Annotated in this window: 22 protein-coding genes; 8 read left to right on the top strand and 14 right to left on the bottom strand. The window is 69.5% G+C overall.

All coding sequences use genetic code 11. The features are described from left to right. Positions 1-256: 256 nt before the first annotated feature. Positions 257-793 (bottom strand): YbhB/YbcL family Raf kinase inhibitor-like protein, encoded by a 537-nt coding sequence (locus E3O42_RS14860; RefSeq protein WP_134454673.1) that lies wholly within the window; start codon positions 791-793, stop codon positions 257-259. Positions 794-880: 87 nt separating this feature from the next. On the opposite strand from E3O42_RS14860, the gene trhO reads away from it, so the two are divergent. Further along, positions 881-1780, top strand: coding sequence for an oxygen-dependent tRNA uridine(34) hydroxylase TrhO (gene trhO, locus E3O42_RS14855; protein WP_134454672.1), 900 nt, complete (start codon positions 881-883; stop codon positions 1778-1780). Positions 1781-2066: 286 nt separating this feature from the next. On the opposite strand, the gene E3O42_RS14850 is transcribed toward trhO, so the two are convergent. Both E3O42_RS14850 and E3O42_RS14845 read right to left on the bottom strand, forming a co-directional pair. Then, positions 2067-2555: a hypothetical protein gene (locus E3O42_RS14850; RefSeq protein ID WP_134454671.1), complete on the bottom strand. Its 489-nt coding sequence runs from the start codon at positions 2553-2555 to the stop codon at positions 2067-2069. Next, positions 2552-3481, bottom strand: coding sequence for an LssY C-terminal domain-containing protein (locus E3O42_RS14845; RefSeq protein WP_134454670.1), 930 nt, complete (start codon positions 3479-3481; stop codon positions 2552-2554). The genes E3O42_RS14850 and E3O42_RS14845 overlap by 4 nt, the downstream gene beginning before the upstream one ends. 66 nt (positions 3482-3547) lie before the next feature. On the opposite strand from E3O42_RS14845, the gene E3O42_RS14840 reads away from it, so the two are divergent. From E3O42_RS14840 to E3O42_RS14810, 7 genes are all read left to right on the top strand, one after another. Further along, on the top strand, positions 3548-4774 hold the full coding sequence (locus E3O42_RS14840) for a cysteine desulfurase-like protein (protein ID WP_134454669.1): 1227 nt from the start codon (positions 3548-3550) through the stop codon (positions 4772-4774). 67 nt (positions 4775-4841) lie between these two features. After that, the gene (locus tag E3O42_RS14835; protein ID WP_134454668.1) at positions 4842-5744 is read left to right on the top strand and encodes an ATP-binding cassette domain-containing protein; all 903 of its coding nucleotides are present in this window, start codon (positions 4842-4844) and stop codon (positions 5742-5744) included. After that, positions 5741-6577: an ABC transporter permease gene (locus tag E3O42_RS14830; RefSeq protein WP_241984857.1), complete on the top strand. Its 837-nt coding sequence runs from the start codon at positions 5741-5743 to the stop codon at positions 6575-6577. Before E3O42_RS14835 ends, E3O42_RS14830 begins: the two co-directional genes overlap by 4 nt. A 69-nt stretch (positions 6578-6646) precedes the next feature. Beyond that, complete coding sequence (locus tag E3O42_RS14825; protein ID WP_134454667.1) at positions 6647-7660, top strand: MDR family oxidoreductase; 1014 nt, start codon at positions 6647-6649, stop codon at positions 7658-7660. A gap of 47 nt (positions 7661-7707) precedes the next feature. Beyond that, the gene (locus tag E3O42_RS14820; RefSeq protein WP_134454666.1) at positions 7708-8088 is read left to right on the top strand and encodes a DUF1304 domain-containing protein; all 381 of its coding nucleotides are present in this window, start codon (positions 7708-7710) and stop codon (positions 8086-8088) included. Between the two features lie 36 nt (positions 8089-8124). Beyond that, positions 8125-8691 carry a dienelactone hydrolase family protein gene (locus tag E3O42_RS14815; protein ID WP_134454665.1) on the top strand — a complete coding sequence of 189 codons (567 nt, stop codon included), beginning with the start codon at positions 8125-8127 and terminating at the stop codon, positions 8689-8691. 39 nt (positions 8692-8730) lie between these two features. Further along, positions 8731-9312 (top strand): helix-turn-helix domain-containing protein, encoded by a 582-nt coding sequence (locus E3O42_RS14810; RefSeq protein WP_134454664.1) that lies wholly within the window; start codon positions 8731-8733, stop codon positions 9310-9312. 20 nt (positions 9313-9332) lie between these two features. Here E3O42_RS14810 and E3O42_RS18190 read toward each other — a convergent pair whose 3' ends face one another. From E3O42_RS18190 to E3O42_RS14755, 11 genes are all read right to left on the bottom strand, one after another. Then, entirely contained in the window at positions 9333-10031 is a 699-nt protein-coding gene (locus E3O42_RS18190; protein WP_174844279.1) for a hypothetical protein, read from the bottom strand. Positions 10032-10208: 177 nt separating this feature from the next. Continuing rightward, on the bottom strand, positions 10209-11540 hold the full coding sequence (gene hemL, locus E3O42_RS14800) for a glutamate-1-semialdehyde 2,1-aminomutase (protein WP_174844278.1): 1332 nt from the start codon (positions 11538-11540) through the stop codon (positions 10209-10211). Further along, on the bottom strand, positions 11537-12520 hold the full coding sequence (gene hemB / locus E3O42_RS14795; protein ID WP_420897886.1) for a porphobilinogen synthase: 984 nt from the start codon (positions 12518-12520) through the stop codon (positions 11537-11539). Before hemB ends, hemL begins: the two co-directional genes overlap by 4 nt. Positions 12521-12656: 136 nt before the next feature. Further along, positions 12657-15185, bottom strand: a complete 2529-nt coding sequence (locus tag E3O42_RS14790; protein ID WP_134454662.1) for an MMPL family transporter — start codon at positions 15183-15185, stop codon at positions 12657-12659. Between the two features lie 93 nt (positions 15186-15278). Continuing rightward, positions 15279-15923, bottom strand: a complete 645-nt coding sequence (locus E3O42_RS14785) for a TetR/AcrR family transcriptional regulator (protein WP_134454661.1) — start codon at positions 15921-15923, stop codon at positions 15279-15281. A 52-nt stretch (positions 15924-15975) separates the two neighbouring features. After that, positions 15976-16761: a uroporphyrinogen-III synthase gene (locus E3O42_RS14780; RefSeq protein ID WP_241984856.1), complete on the bottom strand. Its 786-nt coding sequence runs from the start codon at positions 16759-16761 to the stop codon at positions 15976-15978. Continuing rightward, complete coding sequence (gene hemC, locus E3O42_RS14775) at positions 16758-17711, bottom strand: hydroxymethylbilane synthase (RefSeq protein ID WP_134454660.1); 954 nt, start codon at positions 17709-17711, stop codon at positions 16758-16760. Before hemC ends, E3O42_RS14780 begins: the two co-directional genes overlap by 4 nt. Continuing rightward, a complete protein-coding gene (locus E3O42_RS14770) occupies positions 17708-18802 on the bottom strand; it encodes a ferrochelatase (RefSeq protein ID WP_134454659.1) in 1095 nt (364 codons plus the stop codon). The genes hemC and E3O42_RS14770 overlap by 4 nt, the downstream gene beginning before the upstream one ends. After that, entirely contained in the window at positions 18802-19533 is a 732-nt protein-coding gene (gene hemQ, locus E3O42_RS14765; RefSeq protein ID WP_134454679.1) for a hydrogen peroxide-dependent heme synthase, read from the bottom strand. The genes E3O42_RS14770 and hemQ overlap by 1 nt, the downstream gene beginning before the upstream one ends. Positions 19534-19626: 93 nt before the next feature. Continuing rightward, entirely contained in the window at positions 19627-19914 is a 288-nt protein-coding gene (locus tag E3O42_RS14760) for a DUF3618 domain-containing protein (RefSeq protein ID WP_134454658.1), read from the bottom strand. Continuing rightward, positions 19904-20320 carry a phage holin family protein gene (locus tag E3O42_RS14755; RefSeq protein ID WP_166788013.1) on the bottom strand — a complete coding sequence of 139 codons (417 nt, stop codon included), beginning with the start codon at positions 20318-20320 and terminating at the stop codon, positions 19904-19906. Before E3O42_RS14755 ends, E3O42_RS14760 begins: the two co-directional genes overlap by 11 nt. Positions 20321-20324: the final 4 nt, after the last annotated feature.

Genomic DNA, 20324 nt, shown 5'->3' with positions numbered 1-20324 from the left:
CTCACGAATCAGACCGAGATGCGAGAGAATGTCAACTTATCCACAAGCGAATATCGAAACTTATTTCGCAGCGAAAGGACGGCTCGCGTGGTCTCGACAGGCTCGACCAGCGAGGTTGGAGCGTTGACGAGGACGGCTCGCGGGGTCTCGACAAGCTCGACCAACGGGAGGGGGACGTTCTCGGGGACGGCTCACGGGGGCTTACTTCGGCACGCTCAGCACGGCGACGACACGCTCGACCATGGGAGTGTTCCGGCTAGGCGGCGCCTCCGGCGACTCCGGTGGCCTCGAGAACGGCGCGGGCCAGGGTGTGGAAGTGCACGTTGAAGCCCAGCACGCCCGGGGTGGCCTGCGGGTCGACGCCGAGGTCTGCGACGTCCAGGGCATGCAGCACGAACTGATATCGGTGCGTGCCCGTTCCGCGCGGCGGGGCGGCGCCGATGAAGGTGGCCTGGCGGATCTCGTTGGGCATGACGACGGCGCCAGCTGGCAGCAGCACCGAGTTCGCGACTCCAGCCCCGGTGGGCAGGCTGTCGACGTCGGCGGGAATGTCGAAGACCGCCCAGTGCCAGTACCCGGACCCGGTCGGGGCATCCGGGTCGAAGACCGTGAGCGCGAAGCTCCGGGTCTCGGCGGGGAAGCCGCTCCAGTGCAGGTCGGGCGAGACGTCCGCGCCACCGGCGCCGGCGGCGTACTGGGCGGCGGCCAGCGGGCCGCCGTCGGTCATCACCGAGCTGGTCAGGCTGAACAGGGGCACCTCGCCGAAACGGGCGAAGGGATCGATCGTTGTCATGCACACTCCAAGGATCTAGTGGCGGTCTGATTGGCTCAGCCTACGTGGGCCGCCTCGCGCCCCCTCGCTGCCGCCTAAAATATGGGGGTGGCCATTCCGAAGATCCTGCTCTACTACGTCTTCACTCCGCTAGGCGACCCCGAAGCCATCCGCCTGTGGCAGCGTGACCTCTGCGAGTCGCTCGGCCTGCGTGGCCGCATCCTGATCTCGAAGGACGGCCTGAACGGTACCGTGGGCGGCGACCTGCCCGCCCTCAAGCGGTACGTGCGCAAGACCCGTCAGTACGCGCCGTTCGCGGAAATCGACTTCAAATGGAGCGAAGGCACCGGCCTCGACGAGTCAGGCGCGAGCCTCGACTTCCCCCGCATGGTGGTTAAGGTGCGCGACGAGATCGTGAGCTTCGGCTCGCCGGCGGCCCTGTCTGTGGATGCTGGCGGCGTCGTGGGCGGCGGCACCCGACTGGCCCCGGCTGAGCTGCACGCCCTCGTGGCCGAACGTGGCGATGACGTCGTATTCTTCGATGGCCGCAACGCCTTCGAGGCCGAGATCGGCCGGTTCCGGGGTGCCGTGGTGCCGGATGTGGCGAACACCCGTGAGTTCGCGTCCGAGCTCGACAGCGGCAAGTACGACCACCTCAAGGGCCAGCCCGTGGTGACCTACTGCACCGGCGGCATCCGCTGCGAGGTGCTCTCGTCGCTCATGAAGGACCGTGGCTTCGGCGAGGTCTACCAGCTCGAGGGCGGCATCGTGCGCTACGGCGAGGCCTACGGCGACGACGGCCTCTGGGACGGTTCGCTGTACGTGTTCGACCAGCGGATGTCGGTGGACTTCAGCGACCACGCCGCCGTGCTCGGCACCTGCCAGGTCTGCGGCGAGGGCACCAAGAACATGCTCAACTGCCGGGACCTGTCCTGCCGGGAGCAACTCGTGGCGTGCCCGGACTGCGTGGCCGTGGCGGCCCCGGCCTGCTCGGTGCACGCGAACTGAGCCGGCTCGCGAGACCGCGCAACCGCCCATTCCCGCAAAGTAGCTGCTTGCGCACATACCTAGCGTGTGCAATCATCTATAGCGCGCCTGCAACTACCGTCGCTGGGTCTCGACAGGCTCGACCAGCGGAGCGCACGCAATTTGAGCGCGGGAGAAGAACCAATCCGCGCAGAAACGTGAAGGATTCCCCGAGCCCATTGGATTGACTTCGAGCTCAGCCCCGCCGACCTGCTGCTGATCGACGGCCTGAACACCGACTCCCGGATCGGCCCGGACCCTGTGGAGTTCAACGGCTGACCCGCTCCGCCCGGGCCGCCCTCGCAGCCCGGGCGTAATGGCGCGCCTGGGTGCTCGAGAGCGCCAGCAGGATCAAAATGTCGATCGTGACGCTCACCAACGAGGTGCGCAGGGTGATCTGGGCACCATTGAGCGCATAGTCCGCGAACGACAGAAGGATGCTCACCGAGGCGAACGACATCGCCACCACCCTGGCCCGATTGTGGCCGGTGAACACCGACGCGGCCAGGCTCAGGTAGAGCACGAGGTAGAGCCCGTAGGCCGCGAGCAGCCAGCCCAGCACGGCACCGGCGGTCTGCGGGTCGCTCCCGGCGAGCTTCTCGCCGTTGAGCACGATCGTACCCACGAAGCTGTCCCACGACGCGATGACCGTGAGAATGGCGAACCCGCCCGTCAGCGCCCGCACACCCATCAGCAGCACCCCGCCGATGACCGACGGGGGACGCTTGTCCCTGCCGAGGGCGACCGCGCCCGTCACGACAACCCGGTCAGTTCGATGACGGCGCCGCCGTCGCCCGGCACCCCCGCGCCGGGCACCCCCGCGCCGGGCACCCCCGCGCCGGACGGCGCCCCGGCCACGGGCATACCGCGCAGATCGATCACGGGCAGGTCGCCATCCGTCTGGATGTTGTCGCCGCCGCCGTTCCGGGAGTGGTAGCCGGTGGCGAAGTCCCGGATCAGCACGAGGCGGGTCTGCGGCACCGCCCGCCGGATGCTCGCCACGATGTGGTCGCGCTCGATGTCGGTGTGCTCGTCGATCTTGTGGGTGACCTGCAGGGTGAACAGCGACAGCCCCACCGCCCGGTCGAAGGTGCCGGCCGCGACCCAGTCCACCCGGTGCCCGCCGGGCAGCATCCAACCGTCGGGGCAGCGCCAGAAGCGCACGTGGTGGCGCTTGGCCGGGTTGTTCGCGACCTCCTGCTGATAGGCGAAGTCCTGCACCCTGTCGAAGAGCAGCAGCGGACTCACCGGCGCCTGCAGGTAGCTGCGCCGGCGCACCGTGGCGGTCACGATCCGCCAGCTCGAGGCGAGCGTGACGTCGTCGGCCCGGGTCCAGCCGGCCGCGGCGAGCGCCGCATGCACCTGCTCGGCGTTGCCGATGACGGCGAGGTTGACCGGGTCGCCGAGCAGGCCGTCGCTGGTGCGGGTGCGGCCGATGAAGTAGTCCGGCACATAGAGCCGGGTGAGGATGCGATGCAGACGTGGCAGCACGAGATAGGCCAGCAGCGCCCAGAACAACACGGCGAACCAGAGCAGCCCCCAGCCCAGCCCCAGGCTCTCGGTGGCCAGCAGCACCGCCAGCCACACCGAAGCGAAGCCGGCCAGCACGAAGAAGAACGCATCGAGAATCGCCCCGGGCGAGACGCGCCGGCGTCCGGTGGGCACCGCCGGAGTCTCTGGCATGGCGCCATGGTAGTTCGGTGTCGGCGTCAGTGTCGGCCGCCGCCGGATCAATGCTTGGATGGCAGGGTGACCTACGACGTCGAATCGATCCGCGCCCACTTCCCCGCCCTCTCGGCGGGAATCGTGCACTTCGACAGCCCGGGCGGCACCCAGACCCCGCTCAGCGTCGGGCAGGCCATCCTCAGCACCCTTACCGGCCCGCTGTCGATCCGCGGCCGCCGCAGCCTCTCAGAGCGAAACGCCGACGACGCCGTCACCGGGTTCCGCTCGGCGATGGCCGACCTGCTCGGCGCCGACCCGCTCGGCATTGTCTACGGACGCAGCGCCACACAGCTCACCTACGACTTCTCCCGCCACCTCTCCCACGACTGGGCGCCCGGCGACGAGATCGTGGTGTCCAGGCTCGACCACGACGCCAACATCCGCCCGTGGGTGCAGGCCGCCGACCGCGCCGGCGCCACGGTGGTCTGGGTGGACTTCGACCCGGAAACCGGCGAACTGCCCGCGTCCTCGGTGGCCGCGGTGCTCACCGACCGCACCCGCCTCGTAGCGGTGACCGCCGCCTCCAACCTGATCGGCACCCGCCCCGCGATTGCCGAGATCGCCGCTGTGACGCACCAGGCCGGGGCGCTGCTCTTCGTCGACGGCGTGCACTACGTGCCGCACGCCTTCGTGGACCTCGCCGCGCTCGGCGCGGACTTCTTCGTGTGCTCGCCCTACAAGTTTTTCGGCCCGCACTGCGGAGTACTCGCGGCGGACCCGGCGCTCCTGGCCGGCATCCACCCCGACAAGCTGCTGCCGTCGACGGATGTGGTGCCTGAGCGTTTCGAACTCGGCACCCTGCCGTACGAGACCCTGGCCGGGGTGAGCGCCGCCGTCGACTTCCTCGCCGGACTCGGCGAGTTGGCCACCGGGGTGGCGCCGCGGCCGAGCGTCAGCCGCCGGGCGCTTCTGCGCACCTCGCTGAACCTGGCCGAGGCCCACGAGGATTCCCTCCGGGAGCGGCTGGAGTCCGGGCTGGCCGCCCTGCCCGGCGTGACGGTCTATTCCCGGGCCGCCGAGCGCACCCCCACGGTGCTGGTGGGCTTCGCGGGCCGGCCGGCCGCCGACGCCGCAGAGTTCCTATTCGGGCGCGGGATCCTCGCACCCTCCGGCTCGTTCTACGCGCTCGAGGCCTCCAGGCACTTGGGCCTGGGCGAGACCGGGGCCCTGCGCATCGGCCTGGCCCCGTACGGTACCCCCGGCGAGATCGACGTGCTGCTGGCCGCGATCACGGATTTCGTGCTCGGCTGACCCAAAACCCCGGCGGACCGGCCCGTTCTCCCCATAAGCTGAGCACCAAGCGACAGAGGGGACTCGGATGCCAATCGGCGCCGTCATCGAATTCACCAGCATCACCAAAAAATTCGGCCAGGTCACGGCGGTCAACGACCTGTCCTTCACCGTCGAGCCCGGCCGGGTTACCGGCTTCCTCGGCCCCAACGGCGCCGGTAAGACCACCACGCTGCGGATGCTGCTGGGCCTCGTCGCGCCCACTTCGGGCACCGCCACCTTCGGCGGCCTGCGCTACCGTGACCTCCCCCGCCCGCTGCACACCGTCGGAGCGGCGCTCGAAGCCGCCAGCTTCCACCCCGGCCGCACCGCAGCCCATCACCTGGGCGTCTACACCATCGCCGCCGGCCTTCCCCGAACCAGGGTCGTCGAGGTGCTGCACACCGTGGGCCTGGCCGAACACGCCAACCAACGGGTCGGCAGTTACTCGCTGGGCATGCGCCAGCGATTGGGCCTGGCCTACTCCCTGCTCGGCGACCCCGGCGTGCTGGTGCTCGACGAGCCCATCAACGGCCTCGACCCCGAGGGCATCAAGTGGATCCGCGGGTTCCTCAGCAGCATGGCCGCTGAGGGACGCACCGTGCTGGTCAGCTCACACCTGCTCAGCGAGGTGCAGCAGAGCGTCGACGACGTCATCATCATCGCCAAGGGCGAGCTAGTGCATTCCGGCCCGCTGTCCAGCCTCGACACCAACATCGCCCCGCAGGTCATAGTGGACTCCCCGAACCGTGACGCCCTGATCATGGCCCTCACCGACGCCGGCGTGCCCTTCACCTCCGGCCGCACCGGGTTGATCGTCGCCGTGCCAGACCCCGGCAGGGTGGGGCATATCGCCTTCACCGCCGGGGTGGAACTGAACGTGCTGCACCGGCAGAAGGCGGGCCTGGAAGACTCCTTCCTCGCCCTCGTCGAAGGAGGCGATTCACTGTGAACCTGATCCTGCGCCCCGTGGCCGCCGAATTCAGCAAGATCCTGACCACCCGGATGTGGTGGATCCTCGCGCTCGTGCTGTTCGGCTACATCGCCCTGCTGGCCGGCGGTCTCGCCGCCCTGTTCGGCGGTCTGGAGAGCGGTGCCATCAACCCCGACGCCGTGAATACCGGCGGCGGCAGCAGCCTGACCGGCCTCGGCAGTCTGCCCCCGCTGATCTACAGCTTCGCCTCCTCGGTGGGGTACGTCTTCCCGGTGCTGCTGGGTGCGCTGGCAACCACGGGCGAGTTCCGGCACCAGACCCTCACGCCCACCTTCCTCGCCACCCCGAAGCGCGGTCGGGTGCTGGGCGCCAAGACGATCAGCCTGTTCGTGGTGGGCGCGGCTCTCGGCGTTGTCGGCCTGGCCGCATCCGTCGGCGTCGGCGCGCTGGTGCTCGGCGGCTTCGGCGTTGACCCGCTGCTCGCCGACGGCGAGACCTGGGCGCTGATCGGGCGCACCGTGCTCGCCATGGCACTCTGGGCCGTGATCGGCGTGGGTCTGGGTGTGCTCGTGCCGAGCCAGGTCGCGTCGATCGTGATCGTGCTCGCGTTCACCCAGTTCGTTGAGCCACTGCTGCGCTTCGCCGCGGCGTTCACCGAGGTGACCGCGGACATCGGCAAGTTCCTGCCCGGCGCCGCCTCCGACGCCCTCGTGGGCGCGAGTTTCTTCACCCTGGCCAGCCCCGGCGGGACCGTGCTAGAGCCCTGGCAGGGCGGCCTGGCACTGCTGGCCTATGGGCTGGTCGCCACCGTCGGCGGCTACTTCATCAGCTGGAAGCGCGACGTCACCTAAAAGCGTTTTGGGCAGAAAGGCCCGGTGTGCGGCCGGATCTGACACATATCCCGGGTCTAGGGTGAAGTCATGTCTGCTACAGAATTCCGCGCGATCGTCGTCACCCGCACCGAGGATGAGTCGGGCAAGCGCACTCAATCCTCCGCACTGACCACAATCGGGAATGATGCGCTGATGGACGGCGACGTCACCGTGGCGGTGGAGTTCTCCAGCATCAATTACAAGGACGGCCTGGCTCTGATGGGCAAGCCCGGCGTGGCCAGGGTCTGGCCGCTGATCGCGGGCATCGACCTGGTGGGCACGGTCGAGTCGAGCAGTGACCCGCGCTGGGCGGCCGGCGACCACGTAATCCTCAACGGCGCCGGGATCGGCGAAAGCCACCACGGCGGCTTCGCCGAACGGGCCCGCGTTTCCGGCGGCTCCCTGGTGCGCCTGCCCGAGGCCGTGAGCGCCGAGCGCGCCGCCGCCATCGGCACCGCCGGCTTCACGGCCATGCTCGCCGTGCTCGCCCTCGAACGCGGCGGGGTGGCCCCGGACTCCGGCGATGTGCTCGTGACCGGCGCGGCCGGCGGCGTCGGTTCGATCGCGATCGCCCTGCTCGCGGCTCGCGGCTACCGCGTGGTCGCCTCCACCGGCCGCGGCGACGAGCTCGGCGACTATCTGCGCGGTCTCGGAGCCGCCCAGATCCTCGACCGGCACACTCTCGACGAGGCAGGCAAACCCCTGCAGACCCAGCGCTGGGCGGGCGCGGTCGATTCCGTCGGCAGCTTCACCCTCGCCAACATCCTCGCCCAGACCGACCAGGGCGGCGTGGTGGCCTCCTGCGGGCTGGCCCAGGGCGCCGACCTGCCTACCACCGTGATGCCCTTCATCCTGCGGGCGGTCACCCTGGCCGGCATCAATTCGGTCGAGGCCCCCCTGGCGCTTCGCGAAGAGGCCTGGGCGCACCTCGCGACCGAGGTCGACCTCGAGCTGCTCGACAGCCTGACCTCGGTCATCACGCTCGAGGACTCGTTCGCCGCGGCCGGGGACATCCTGGCCGGACGGATGCATGGCCGCACCGTCGTCGACGTGCGTCACTGATCCCGCCGACATCTGCCACGACGGCACCGCCCGGCTAGGCTGACGGAATGGCCACCGTCGCATCCGTTTTCATCGCTCTCGCGGCGGTGCTGCACGTCTACATCTTCCTGATGGAGAGCGCTTGGTGGACCCGGCCGAAGACCTGGCAGCGCTTCGGCCTGGCCAGCCAAACCGAGGCGGAGACCACCAGGGTCCTGGCCTACAACCAAGGTTTCTACAACCTCTTTCTCGCGGTGGGCGCCGTCATCGGGCTGTTCCTGTACTTCGGCGGCCCCGAGGAGGCTGGGGCGGCGCTGATCCTGTTCAGCACGGCCTCGATGTTCGTCGCCGCCATCATTCTGACCACCTCTGGGCCCGGCAGGGTCAGGTCTGCCCTCACGCAGGGTACGCTGCCGCTGATTGGATTCATCCTCTTCCTGTTCGCCTAGGTTCCCGGCCGGGCAGGACCCGCCGAAAGGACCGTTGTGACCCACGTCATCCTCTTTCACCACGCGCAGGGCCTCACCGAAGGGGTGGCGGACTTCGCCCAGCGCTTGCGGGACGCGGGCCACGACGTTGTCGTGCCCGACCTCTACGACGGCCTGACCTTCGACACCATCGACGCCGGCGTCGCGCACGCCGAGAAGACTGGCTTCGACACCATTATCGAGCGTGGCGAACGGGCAGCGGATGGGTTGCCTGCGGACACGGTCTACGCGGGCTTCTCGCTCGGCACCCTGCCCGCCCAGAAGCTCGCCCAGACCCGCAGCGGCGCTGTCGGCGCGCTGCTGTTCCACGGCGGGGTGCCGGCCGCGATGTTCGGATCGGACTGGCCCGCCACGGTGGCGCTGCAACTGCACGTGACCGCGGAGGACGAGTGGATCGAGCTGCTCGAGGTCGAGGAGCTCGCCGAGGATGCCGGTGCGGCCGAGCTGTTCATCTACCCGGGCTCCGCCCATCTCGTCGCCGATCCCAGCCTGGACGAATACGACGAGGAGATCGCCGAGCTCATCCTGGCGCGCACGATCGCGTTCCTCGACCGCCTGGCATAGGGAACGCAAGATGGCTTGCCGGTCTGGCACGATGGGTGCATGACCTCAGACCCGCCATCCGTTGCCCAAAACGTCGGTGCCCGGCTGCGCGAGCTGCGCCTGCAGAGCGGGCGCACCCAGGCGCAGCTCTCCGCGACCACCGGAATCTCGGAGAGCACCCTCTCCCGCCTCGAGTCCGGGCAGCGCAAGCCCACCCTGGAGCTACTGCTCGCTCTCTCGAGTGCCCATGACGTGACCATCGACGACCTCGTGCATACTCCCGCCGCCGACGACCCGCGCCTGGATCAGCGACCGTTCACGCGCCATGGCCGCACCTTCGTTCCGCTCAGCCGTACCGCGGGCGGCCTGCAGGCGTTCAAGATGATCATCCCCGGGCGCACCGGCGACGAGCAGCTCGAGCAGCGCAGCCACGAGGGATTCGACTGGTTCTACGTGCTGAGCGGTCGCCTGCGCCTGATGCTCGGCGAGCACGACATGATCCTCGGGGTGGGCGAGGTTGCCGAGTTCGACACCAGGGTGCCGCACGCCTTCGGCAGCGCGGGACCCGAGCCGACGGAGATCCTCAGCCTGTTCGGCCAGACGGGCGAACGCATCCACGTGCGGGCCAGCACCATTCGCTGACCCCGCACGAACCGGGCGACCTACGCGGTCGCCTCCGGCACGTCGACCGGCTCGGCGACCGGCAGGTCCACCGGGTCGGCGGCGCTCTCGGCAAGAGGTGTCACCTTGGCGCGGGACGCCCGCTTGGCCGGCTTGATCGTCTCAGTTGTTTCAGCGGGTTCGACGACCGTGGCGACCGTGGCGGGCCTGGCCCGCCGGGCCGGCTTCACCGGTGCGGCCGACACTGCCGGCTCGGTGAGCTCGACAGCCTTGGCGACCTTGGGGGTTCGGATCCGTTTGGCCGGCTTGGCCGGCTTGACCGGCGACGTCGGCTCGGCAGGCTGCTCGGCCGCTGTCGGCTCGTCGAGCTCCGGCACGTCCTGCGCGTCGGTGGCCTCAAGCTTCAGGGAGGCGATGAGGTCAGGTGCGTGGTTGGTCGACAGGATCACCCGGGCGAAGTCGTCGCCGATCAGGTCGATCACGACGGCCTGGCGCCTGCGCTTGATGGCGAGGAAATCCTTGCCACCGTGGAACTTCCACACGCCGACGGCCACGACCAGCGGCACGAGGGCGCCGGGGGCACGGATGCCGCGCACCCAGATCCACGGATCATCCGTGATCGTCACCGACCGGATGTTCTCGCGCTGGATCACCAGGTCTTCCCGGCGGAACGCCAGCGTCTTCTCCGCTGCCGTCAGATGAATCTCCAGCCGGTCGGGGTGTACGCGCAAAGAAGCCATTCCCCCAGTCTGCCCGGTCCGGCCGGAAAACCTCTTGTCGCTAACTCACAAAGACATAACGCCGCCGCGCCGGACCCGCCCCGACACCCCGCTTCTGTTGCCCGCGCGGACATGTGCGCCCAGCGCGCCGGACGCACATGTCCGATTCGGCAACAGTCGGCCGCGGTGGAACCCGAGCTAGGCCGTCGGACGCGCCTCGGCGGCCGCCTTCGCCGCGGCCGGCAGTGCCTCGAGGATCTTGCCGATCGAGTCGCCGTCGTGGGCGGCGGAGACGAACCAGGCCTCGAACACCGACGGCGGCAGGGAGACGCCGCTTTCGAGCATGGAGTGGAAGAACGGCCCGTAGCGGTAGGTTTCCTGGCGCTGCACCTCGGCGTAGCTGCGCGGCGGCGTGATCGCGGCGTCCTGGCCGAAGACGAAGCTGAACAGGTTGCCGGCGTGCTGCACGCTGTGCGCGACACCCTCGGCGAAGAGTGCACTGGAGACGGCCTCGGAGAGCAGCTCGGCGGTCTCGTCGAGGCGCGCGTACACGTGCGCGTCGGCCGCGGTGAGGGTTGCGATGCCGGCGGCAACGGCCACCGGATTACCCGAGAGCGTTCCGGCCTGGTAGACCGGGCCGGCCGGGGCCAGGAAGTCCATCACGTCGGCCCGGCCACCGAGCGCGGCGACCGGCAGGCCGCCGCCGATGACCTTGCCGTAGGTGAACAGGTCCGGCGTGTAGGTCTCGCCGTCGGCGGCCTGCAGGGCCCAGTAGCCGCCGGGGTTGACCCGGAAGCCGGTGAGCACCTCGTCGACGATGAGCAGGGCGCCGTACTCGTGCGCGAGGTCGCAGAGGGCCGCGTTGAAGCCGGTATCCGGGGCGACGACGCCCATGTTGGCGGCGGCGGCCTCGGTGATCACGGCGGCGATGCGGCCCGGGTGCGCCTCGAAAGCGGCGCGCACGGCGTCGAGGTCGTTGTAGGGCAGCACCAGGGTCTGCGCGGCGGTGGCCGCGGTGACGCCGGCCGAGCCGGGCAGCGCGAGGGTGGCCAGGCCGGAGCCGGCCTCGGCCAGCAGGCCGTCGGAGTGGCCGTGGTAGTGGCCGGCGAACTTGATCAGCAGGTCACGCTGGGTGAACCCGCGGGCCAGGCGGATGGCCGTCATGGTGGCCTCCGTGCCGGTGGAAACCAGGCGCAGCTTCTCGATGGCGCCGACGCGGTCCTTGATCAGCTCGGCGAGCACGGTCTCGCCGGGCGTGGAGGCGCCGAACGACAGACCCAGGGCGGCGGCCTCCTGCACGGCGCTGACCACGGCGGGGTGCGCGTGGCCGAGGATCGCCGGGCCCCACGAGCTGACCAGGTCGACGTACTCGCGACCGTCCGAGTCGGTGACGTAGGCGCCGGCCGCCTTCACCAGGAACAGCGGGGTGCCGCCGACCGACCGGAAGGCACGCACCGGCGAATTGACGCCGCCGGGGATGGAGAGCTGCGCGCGGGCGAAGAGCTCGTCGTTGTGAGTGATGTGCGTCATCGGGCATCCGTTTCGGTGAGCCAGGCGGCGAGTTCGACGGCCCAGTAGGTGAGAATGGCGTCGGCACCGGCACGGCGGATGCTGAGCACCGACTCCTCGATCGCGCGGCGGCGGTCGATCCAGCCCCGCGCGGCGGCGGCCTCGATCATGGCGTATTCGCCGGAGACCTGGTACGCCCAGACGGGAACCTCGCTCATCGCGACAACCTCGGCGAGCACGTCGAGGTAGCTGCCCGCGGGCTTGACCATGACCACGTCGGCGCCCTCGTCGATGTCGATGCGGGCCTCACGCACGCCCTCGCGCCGGTTGGCGGGGTCGAGCTGGTAGGTGCGGCGGTCGCCGACGAGGGTGGACTGCACGGCCTCGCGGAACGGGCCGTAGTAGGCGGAGGCGTACTTGGCGGAGTAGGCCAGCACGGCGGTGTCGGCATAGCCGGCGGCGTCGAGGGTGGCGCGCACCGAGGCGACCTGACCGTCCATCATTCCGGACAGGCCCAGCAGCGCCGAACCGGCCTCCGCCTGCGCGAGCGCCATGTCGTTGTAACGCAGCAGCGTGGCGTCGTTGTCGACGTGGCCGTCGGTGGCGAGCACACCGCAGTGGCCGTGGTCGGTGAATTCGTCCAGGCACAGGTCGGTCTGCACCACCAGGGCGTCGCCCACCTCGGCGACCACGGCGCGGGTGGCGGCGTTCAGGATGCCGTCGGGATCGGTCGCACCAGTGCCGGTGGCGTCGCGCACGGTCGGCACACCGAACAGCATCACCCCGCCGATTCCGGCCGCTGCGGCCTCGGCCACGGCGCGGCGTGCGGCGTCGACGCTGTGCTGCACGATGCCCGGCATCGAGGAGATCGGGGTGGATTCGTTGCCCTCACGCACGAAGAGCGGCAGAACGAGCTCGGCGGGGTGGACACGGGTTTCGCTGGCCAGGCGGCGGAGCGCGGGGGTGCTGCGCAGTCGTCGCGGGCGGATGACGGGGTTTATCACCCGACCAGCCTAGGCCTCCCGCCTGGGTGCGCGGCCCTGGCTGCGCGGGTGGGTGCGGAAACGGCGCGGACCGATCCGTGAGGGGATCGGGCCGCGCCGTCATCAAAGCGGAGTTCGCGCCGTCGGTGTGCGCCTACGCGCTCGGGGTGGTGACGAGCTCGGGATCGGCCGTCGGGTGTACCGGGTGCGTGCGCTCGAGCGATGCACCCTCCACGTCGACGTTGGGCAGGATGCGCTCCAGCCACTTCGGCAGCCACCAGGCCGCGTCGCCCAGCAGGTGCATCACGGCCGGGATGATGAGCAGCCGCACCACGAAGGCGTCGAGCAGCACGCCGATGGCGAGCCCGAAGCCGATCGACTGGATCATCACCGAGTTCGAGAAGACGAAACCGGAGAAGACCGAGGCCATGATCAGCGCGGCCGCGATGACCACGGTGCGCCCGGCGTGGAAACCGCGCTGCACCGCCATCCGCGCCGGTGCGCCGTGAGCGTACGCTTCGCGCATGCCGCTGACCAGGAACAGCTGGTAGTCCATCGCAAGGCCGAACAGCACGCCGACCACCAGGATGGGCAGGAAGCTCAGGATCGGCCCCGGGTCGTGGATGCCGAACAGCGCTCCGAGCCAGCCCCACTGGAAGACCGCCGTGATCGCGCCGAACGAGGCGAACAACGAGAGCACGAATCCGAGGGTCGCAGTGACCGGCACCAGGATCGAGCGGAACACGAAGATCAGGATGATCAACGAGAGTCCGACGACCACGAGCAGGTACAACGGCAGCGCGTCGGCGAGTTTCTCGCTGACATCGATGTTGCCGGATGCGTTGCCGGCGACGCCGAGCGAGCTGACACCGTCGATGTCGAGGTTTCGCAGGTCCCGCACAAGCTGTTCGGTCGACTCGCTGTTCGGCCCGTCCTCTGGGATGACCTGGAAGGCGAGCAGCAGGTCATCGTCCGACGCACCGATGGGTGCGACCGCGACGACACCGTTCTCCGCCTTGAGCGCGGTTCCGATGCGCACCTGTTCGGCGATCAGCTCCTCGTCGGTGATGGCCGCCTCGAGGTCGGCGACCACGAGCAGAGGGCCGTTCACGCCGGCGCCGAACTTGTCGTCGACGAGCTTGTAGGCCCGGTATGCGCTCGAGTCGAGCGGCTCGGACGATCCGGCCGGGAGCCCCAGGCGCATGGAGAGCGCGGGGATCGCCACGATCAGCAGCACGGCGATGCCCGCGATCACGGTCACGACCGCGCGCACCGTGTTCATCGGCTTGATCGGCGCCGCGACCTTGGCGGAGGGGGTGCCGATGTGCCCACGCGCCTTCCTGGTGAGGATCTTCGTGCCGACCAGGCCCAGCAGCGCCGGCGTCAGGGTGATCGCGATGAGGATCGCGACGAAAACACAGACGGCGCCGACGGTGCCCATCAGGCCGAGGAACGGGATTCCGGTGAGGTTGAGGGCGAGCAGGGCGATGAGCACTGTGGCGCCGGCGAACACCACGGCGTTGCCGGAGGTGCCGTTCGCCAGCCCGATCGACTCCTGCAGTGCCACTCCGTTGCGCAGTTGGGTGCGATGCCGGTTGAGGATGAAGAGCGAGTAGTCGATGCCGACCGCGAGCCCGAGCATGACGCCCAGGACCGGGGTGACGGAGAGCATCTCGACGCTGCCGGACAGGGCGAGCGACGCGAGCACGCCGACACCGACGCCGATGAGCGCGTTCAGCAGCGGAAGACCCGCACCGATCAGCGTGCCGAGCATGACGAACAACACGACGGCCGCGATGATCACGCCGCCGATCTCGCCCGGGCCGAGGATTTCGGGGATGCTGGCGGCGATGTCGTTGGACACCTCGGCGGTGACCCCATCGATCCCGGCGTTGTCCATCTCCTCGACGATCGCCTCCTTCGACTCGGCAGGAACCTGGTTGAGCGACGTGTCGAACTGCAGGCTCGCGACGGCGGTCGTCTCATCGGCCGATACCTGGCGGATGCCCGCGGCCAGGTCGAGCAGGTCGGAGCCCTGCTCCAGAGTGGTGCTCTGCGTCTCGACTGCGGTGCGGCCCTCATCGAGCATGGCCTGCTGCTCGGCCACGGCGGCCGCGCCCGCGTCGAGCTGGGCCTGCTTCTCATCGAGCGTCGGCTGGGCGGCGGCGAGTTGCCCGGCCGCCTCCGCCTGGCTGCGGGCGGCGTCGAGCTGCGCCTGGCCCGCATCGAGCTGGGCGGTGGCCGCGTCGAGCTGCGCCTGCCCGGCATCGATCTGGGTCGTGCCGTCGATGATCTGCTGACGGCCGTTGACGATCTGCTGGGCCTGATCGTCGATCTGCGCCTGCGTGTCGAAGGGATTCGTACTGGAGGTCACGTTGTCGAGCTCGACGGTGTCAGCGAGCAGCTCACCGATAGCGGTTTTCTGTTCGGCCGTGAACGCCGAGTCGTCGGTGGTGGTGAAGACGACGGTGCCCCGTCCGCCGCTGGCGGCGGGGAACTTCTCGGCGAGCTCGTCGCTGACCTTCTGGGTGGCGGTGCCCGGGATGCTCACCGAGGAGGTGAGCGTGCCGCCGAAGAGGGCGAAGGCGCCACCGGCGAGGCCGAGGATGACCAGCCACGCGACGATGACCAGCCAGGCCCGGCGGGCGGAGAACCGACCGAGTCGGTAGAGAAGGGATGCCATAGTCCTCAGGTTCTTTCGTGTGTGCCTAGTGAGCGGAGGGAAACTCGCATCGCGTCATCGGGAAGAGAGGTGGTGGGTACAGAAGAGTGCGGGTCAGCCGGCGGCTGAATAGCCGTTCCGGATGGAGGCGATGAGGCGGTCGATCAGGTCATCCCACACCGTTCGGGAGGCCTCGTCGAGTGTGGCGCCCGTGCGGGCTATCCAGTGCACTGCCACCACTGCGACGCCGTTCATCACCGAGCTGACCAGGATCGCCACCTCGAACGCGTCGATCGCTGTGCTGCGATCGGCGATCTCGATGGAGAGCTGATCGGTGGCGCGGGTGAAGACATCGGTGAGGGCGTGCTGGGAGCGGCCGTTTTCGCCGTCCCCGGCGAGCACCCCCCAAAGGTAGGAGACCACGGTGGGCAGGTCGACGGCGCGAAGTGCCGTGGTGATCTCCTCGAAGAGGGCCACCCGGCTGCCGTCTCCCGCTGGCGTCGCCTGCGTGGCCGCCCGGAAGTCATCGACGGCGACGCCGAGCAACCGGGTGCAGGTCGTCATGATCACGTCGTCGAGCGAGGTGAAGTGGTTGAACACCGTGCGCCGGGAAACGTCGGCACGGTCGGCGAGTTCGGAGACACTGAAGTGGGGCGTGCCCCGTTCGCGGATGAGCGCGTCCGCGGCATCCAGAATCGCCCGACGATGCCGCGCCTTGAGTTCGGCACGCCGATCGGGGGCGATGAGGGACGGAGTCACATGCTTACACTAAGTGCAACCACGCACACAGTGCAACGCCTTCCCAGCTGTTCTACAGGTCCCGCGGAGCGAGGCGCACGAGGGCCTCGATGAGGGACTCCGCGCTGCGCTCGTCGGCGACGACGTCGACACGCAGACCGATGGCCTCCGCATCCTTCGCCGTACGCGGGCCGATGCAGGCGACCAGGGTGGTCCGGGGGATCGGGCCGAGCTGGTCCTGCACCTGTTGCGCGACGCTGCCGCTGGTGACCAGGACGGCGTGCACGCGACCGGCCTTGATGTCGGCGACGACCCGGTCAGAGACCGGCACACCGACGGTGCGGTACGCGACGACGGACTCGACGTCGTGTCCGATGCGGCGCAGCCCCTCGGTGAGCAGCGGCTTGGCGATCTCGGAGCGCAGGGTGAGCACCCGCAGCGGGATAACGCCGTGCGTGGCGGCCTCCCAGTCGGCGAGCAGGCCCTTGGCGGAGTTGTCCTCCGATGGGACTATGTCCACGTGGTAGCCCGCGGCCACGAGCGCGGCGGCGGTGGTCTCGCCGACCGCGGCGATGCGGGTGCCCGACGCCACGACGGCCCGGTGCGAGGCGAGCACGTCGACGGTGGTGGCGCTGGTGACCGTCATCCAGTCGAAGTCGCCGGCCGCGAGCCGTGCCAGTGCGGCGTCGAGCGCGGCGGCATCCTCGGTGGGCGCGAAGTTGATCATCGGCGCGACGATCGGCAAGGCGCCGCGGGAGCGCAGGTTCGCGGCCACCTGGTCGCCCCAGGGGCCGCCGCGGGGCACCAGGACCCGCCAACCGGCCAGGGGCTTGTCGAGGTTGTACCGCACGGCGCTCACGAGGTCACCGAGAGCGGTGCGAACTCGGCCGCGCCGCCGGCGAGAAGCTCCCTGGCGGCGCGCTCGGCGATGTCCACGGCGGCGTCCTGCAAGTCGGCGACGGAGTGCGACTCGGGGGTCGCCGCGTGCGACGCGGTGATCCGGCGGGTGCCGTCCGGGCTGTACACGGTGGCGGTGAGGAAGAGCAGTCCGTCGTCGATCACGGCGGTGGCCCCGATCGGGGCCGCGCAGCCGGCCTCGAGCCGGGCGAGCACGTGGCGCTCGGCGGTCACGGTGGCTTGGGTGGTGGCGTGGTTGAGCACGGCGAGGGCCTTGCTGAGCAGGCGGTCAGGCTTGCCCTCTCGCACCTCGATTGCCAGGGCACCCTGCCCGGGCGCCGTGGGCCAGTCGGAGAGTTCGAGGTAGTCGGTGGCCATGTTCTCCAGCAGGCCGAGCCGGCCCAGGCCAGCTGCGGCGAGCACCACGGCGTGCAGCTTCTCGTCGGAGACCAGCGCGAGCCGGGTCCCGACGTTGCCGCGGATGTCGACGACCTCGACGTCTGGACGCTTTTCCCGGAGCTGGGCGGCCCGGCGGGGCGACCCGGTGCCGACCTTGGCGCCCTCAGGCAGCGTGGCCAGGGTGAAACCGTCCCGCGCGCAGAGCACGTCCCTGGCGTCGGCGCGTTTGGGCGTCGCGCCGATGACCAGGCCCGCGTACGGTTCGGTGGGCAGGTCCTTGAACGAGTGCACGACAACGTCGCACTCGTCGTTCAGCAGGGCTTCGCGCAGGGCGCTGGCGAAGACGCCGGTGCCGCCCAGGCTGGAGAGGGACTCGCGGGACACGTCGCCGTGTGTGGTGATCGGGATGATCTCCACCTCGCCGCCCGTCGCCGCCTGGATGCGGTTGGCGACGGCCGTGGTCTGGGCCATGGCCAGGGCGCTCCCCCGGGTGCCGACGCGGATGACGCTCACGGCGCAACACCGGCCACGGCCGGCTTGAAGCCGAGGCGCACGTTCTCGCAGCAACCCGGCCGACAGATGTCGTACCAGGGGCCGAGGTCGGTCAGGGCAGGGCGATCCGCGGCGGGCACGTCGTTCAGGCGCTCCTCGACAAGATCGATCAGGCCGCTCACGAAGACCGGGTCCGCGCCGGGCGTGGGAACGCGCACCGAGAAGAGGCTGTGTTCCCTGGCCGTTTCGGTGGCTTCGTTGTCGAGGTCCCACATGACCTCCATGTGGTCGCTGACGAAGCCGAGCGGCACGATGATGACGGCGCGAACGCCGCGCGCCGGCAGGAGCGCGATGGCGTCGTTGATGTCGGGCTCGAGCCACGGCATGCTGGGCGGGCCGCTGCGAGACTGGTAGACCAGCTGCCACGGGGTGTCGAGGCCCTGCATGACCAGGTCGGCGACGGCCAGGTGCTGGGCGGCGTAAGCGCCACCCTCCCCGAAGCCGCGTTCGGCAGGGCCGCTCTTGGCGGCATCCGTGGACGGGATCGAGTGGGTACTGAAGAGCACCTCGACCTCGGTGCTGAGGTCGATGCCCGGGTTCGCGGCCACGGCGTCGGCCAGGCCCTGGCGCACACCCTCGATGAACGGGGTGACGAAGCCGGGGTGGTCGAAGAACTGGCGGATCTTGTCGATCTGCACGGTGCCGGTGAGTCCGGTCGAGTCCAGCGCCTGGGCGAAGTCCTCGCGGTACTGCCGGCAGCCGGAGTACGAGCTGTAGGCGCTGGTGGCGATGGCGAGCAGGCGGTCCTGCCCGGCAGCGTGAGCTTCGGCGATGGTGTCCGGCAGGTAGGGCGCCCAGTTGCGGTTTCCCCAGATCACCGGCAGAGCGATGCCGCGGCGGTCCAGTTCAGCCTGCAGGGCGGCGCGCAGCACGCGGTTCTGGTTGTTGATCGGGCTGATGCCGCCGAAGTGACGGTAGTGCACCGCAACCTCTTCGAGGCGCTCCTCGGGGATGCCACGGCCGCGGGTGACGTTGCGCAGGAAAGGAATCACATCGTCCTGGCCCTCTGGCCCGCCGAAGCCGGCGAGGAGGATGGCGTCGTAGCTCGTCATTACTGCAGGACCTCCACGAGCTCGGCGGTGGAGATGCGACGGCCGGTGTAGAACGGCACCTCTTCGCGGACGTGCATGCGGGCGTCGGTGGCGCGGAGCTCGCGCATCAGGTCGACAAGTTCGGTGAGCTCGTCGGACTCGATCGGCAGCAGCCACTCGTAATCGCCCAGCGCGAACGACGAGACGGTGTTCGCGATGGCGCCACGGAATGCGGCGCCCTTGCGGCCGTGGTCGGCGAGCATCTTGCTGCGTTCGGCCTCTGGCAGCAGGTACCACTCGTAGCTGCGCACGAAGGGGTAGACGGTGAGCCAGCCCTTGGGCTCGACGCCGCGCAGGAAGCCGGGCACGTGGTTCTTGTTGAACTCGGCGTCGCGGTGCACGCCCATGGCGTTCCAGGTGGGCAGCAGGCTCTTGAGCAGACGGCTGCGGCGCAGCTCGCGGTTGGCCCACTGCAGGGTCTGGGCCTCGTCGGCGTGGGTCCAGAGCATCACGTCGGCGTCGGCGCGGAGGCCGGAGACGTCGTAGATGCCGCGGAGGGTCACACCCTCGGCTTCGACGAGTCCGATGATGTCGTCCAGCTCGTCGACGAAACGCGGCACGTCGTGGCCGTCGAGGTCGTCGGGGTTCGCCGGATCCTTGCGCAGCACCGTGAAGAGGGTGAATCCGGAGGGCGAGGCCTCGGTGGGTTCAGCCTCTGGCGAGGTGTGTGAAGCGGGGGTGGGCACGGTCATGTCTACTGCCTCTCCGGCAGCCGGGTGAGTCATGTGTACTAGTCTCCACCGCTTTGCCCGGAGAGCCAAAAGTAGACCCGCCCACCCGCGCGATCAGCGGCGGTCGAGGACCGTTTTCACGCCCCACCACACGATCGTGCCCGCTGCAGCGGCGGCGCCGAGGGCGATGCCGGCCAGGGCGAGGGGATTGTCATCGCCGAGCCTGTGCAGCCCGAGTGTGAATCGCCGGGTGTTGATCTTGATCTGCTTGGGCACGTTGAGCTTGTACTCGATCGCGTCCAGCGTGCCGGCGAGCGCGGCACGGGCCCGGTCGGCTTCGGAGCGCAGCTCGGCGGTGCTGTGGTGTTCCGGCGTGGTTTCCGGGGTCTTGTCAGTGCTCATAGTCGCCAACTCCCTTGAATGCGTCGACATCCTTCTGGATGCTCGCGGTCACGCCCTCAGGGTCATGGCGAGTGCCCTTTTTGACCCGGCTGAGCCCGACCAGGGCCAGGATCACCGCGATCAGCAGCAGCGCGACGGCCACGATGAGCGCGGCCAGCCACAGCGGCAGCACGAGGTCGAGGGCGATCACGGCCAGCGCGATGAAGACGACGATCGAAAAGAAGGCGAACACCGCGGCACCGATGAACAGGCCCAGGCCGATTCCCACATTCTTGGCCTTGCCGGAGATGTCGGCCTTGAAGGCGTCGATCTCGGCCTTGACCAGATCAACGATCTGACCCGGAAGCTCGCTGAGGAGCGTGAACAGTGACTGCTTGCTCTTGGGGTTATACCCGCTGTTGCTCACTGGC

The sequence above is a fragment of the Cryobacterium adonitolivorans genome, from assembly GCF_004402695.1.
In the GTDB taxonomy this organism is placed as follows: Bacteria; Actinomycetota; Actinomycetes; order Actinomycetales; family Microbacteriaceae; genus Cryobacterium; species Cryobacterium adonitolivorans.
Note: the sequence above shows the minus strand (reverse complement) of the source record. Positions and strands in the feature narration are given on the sequence as shown.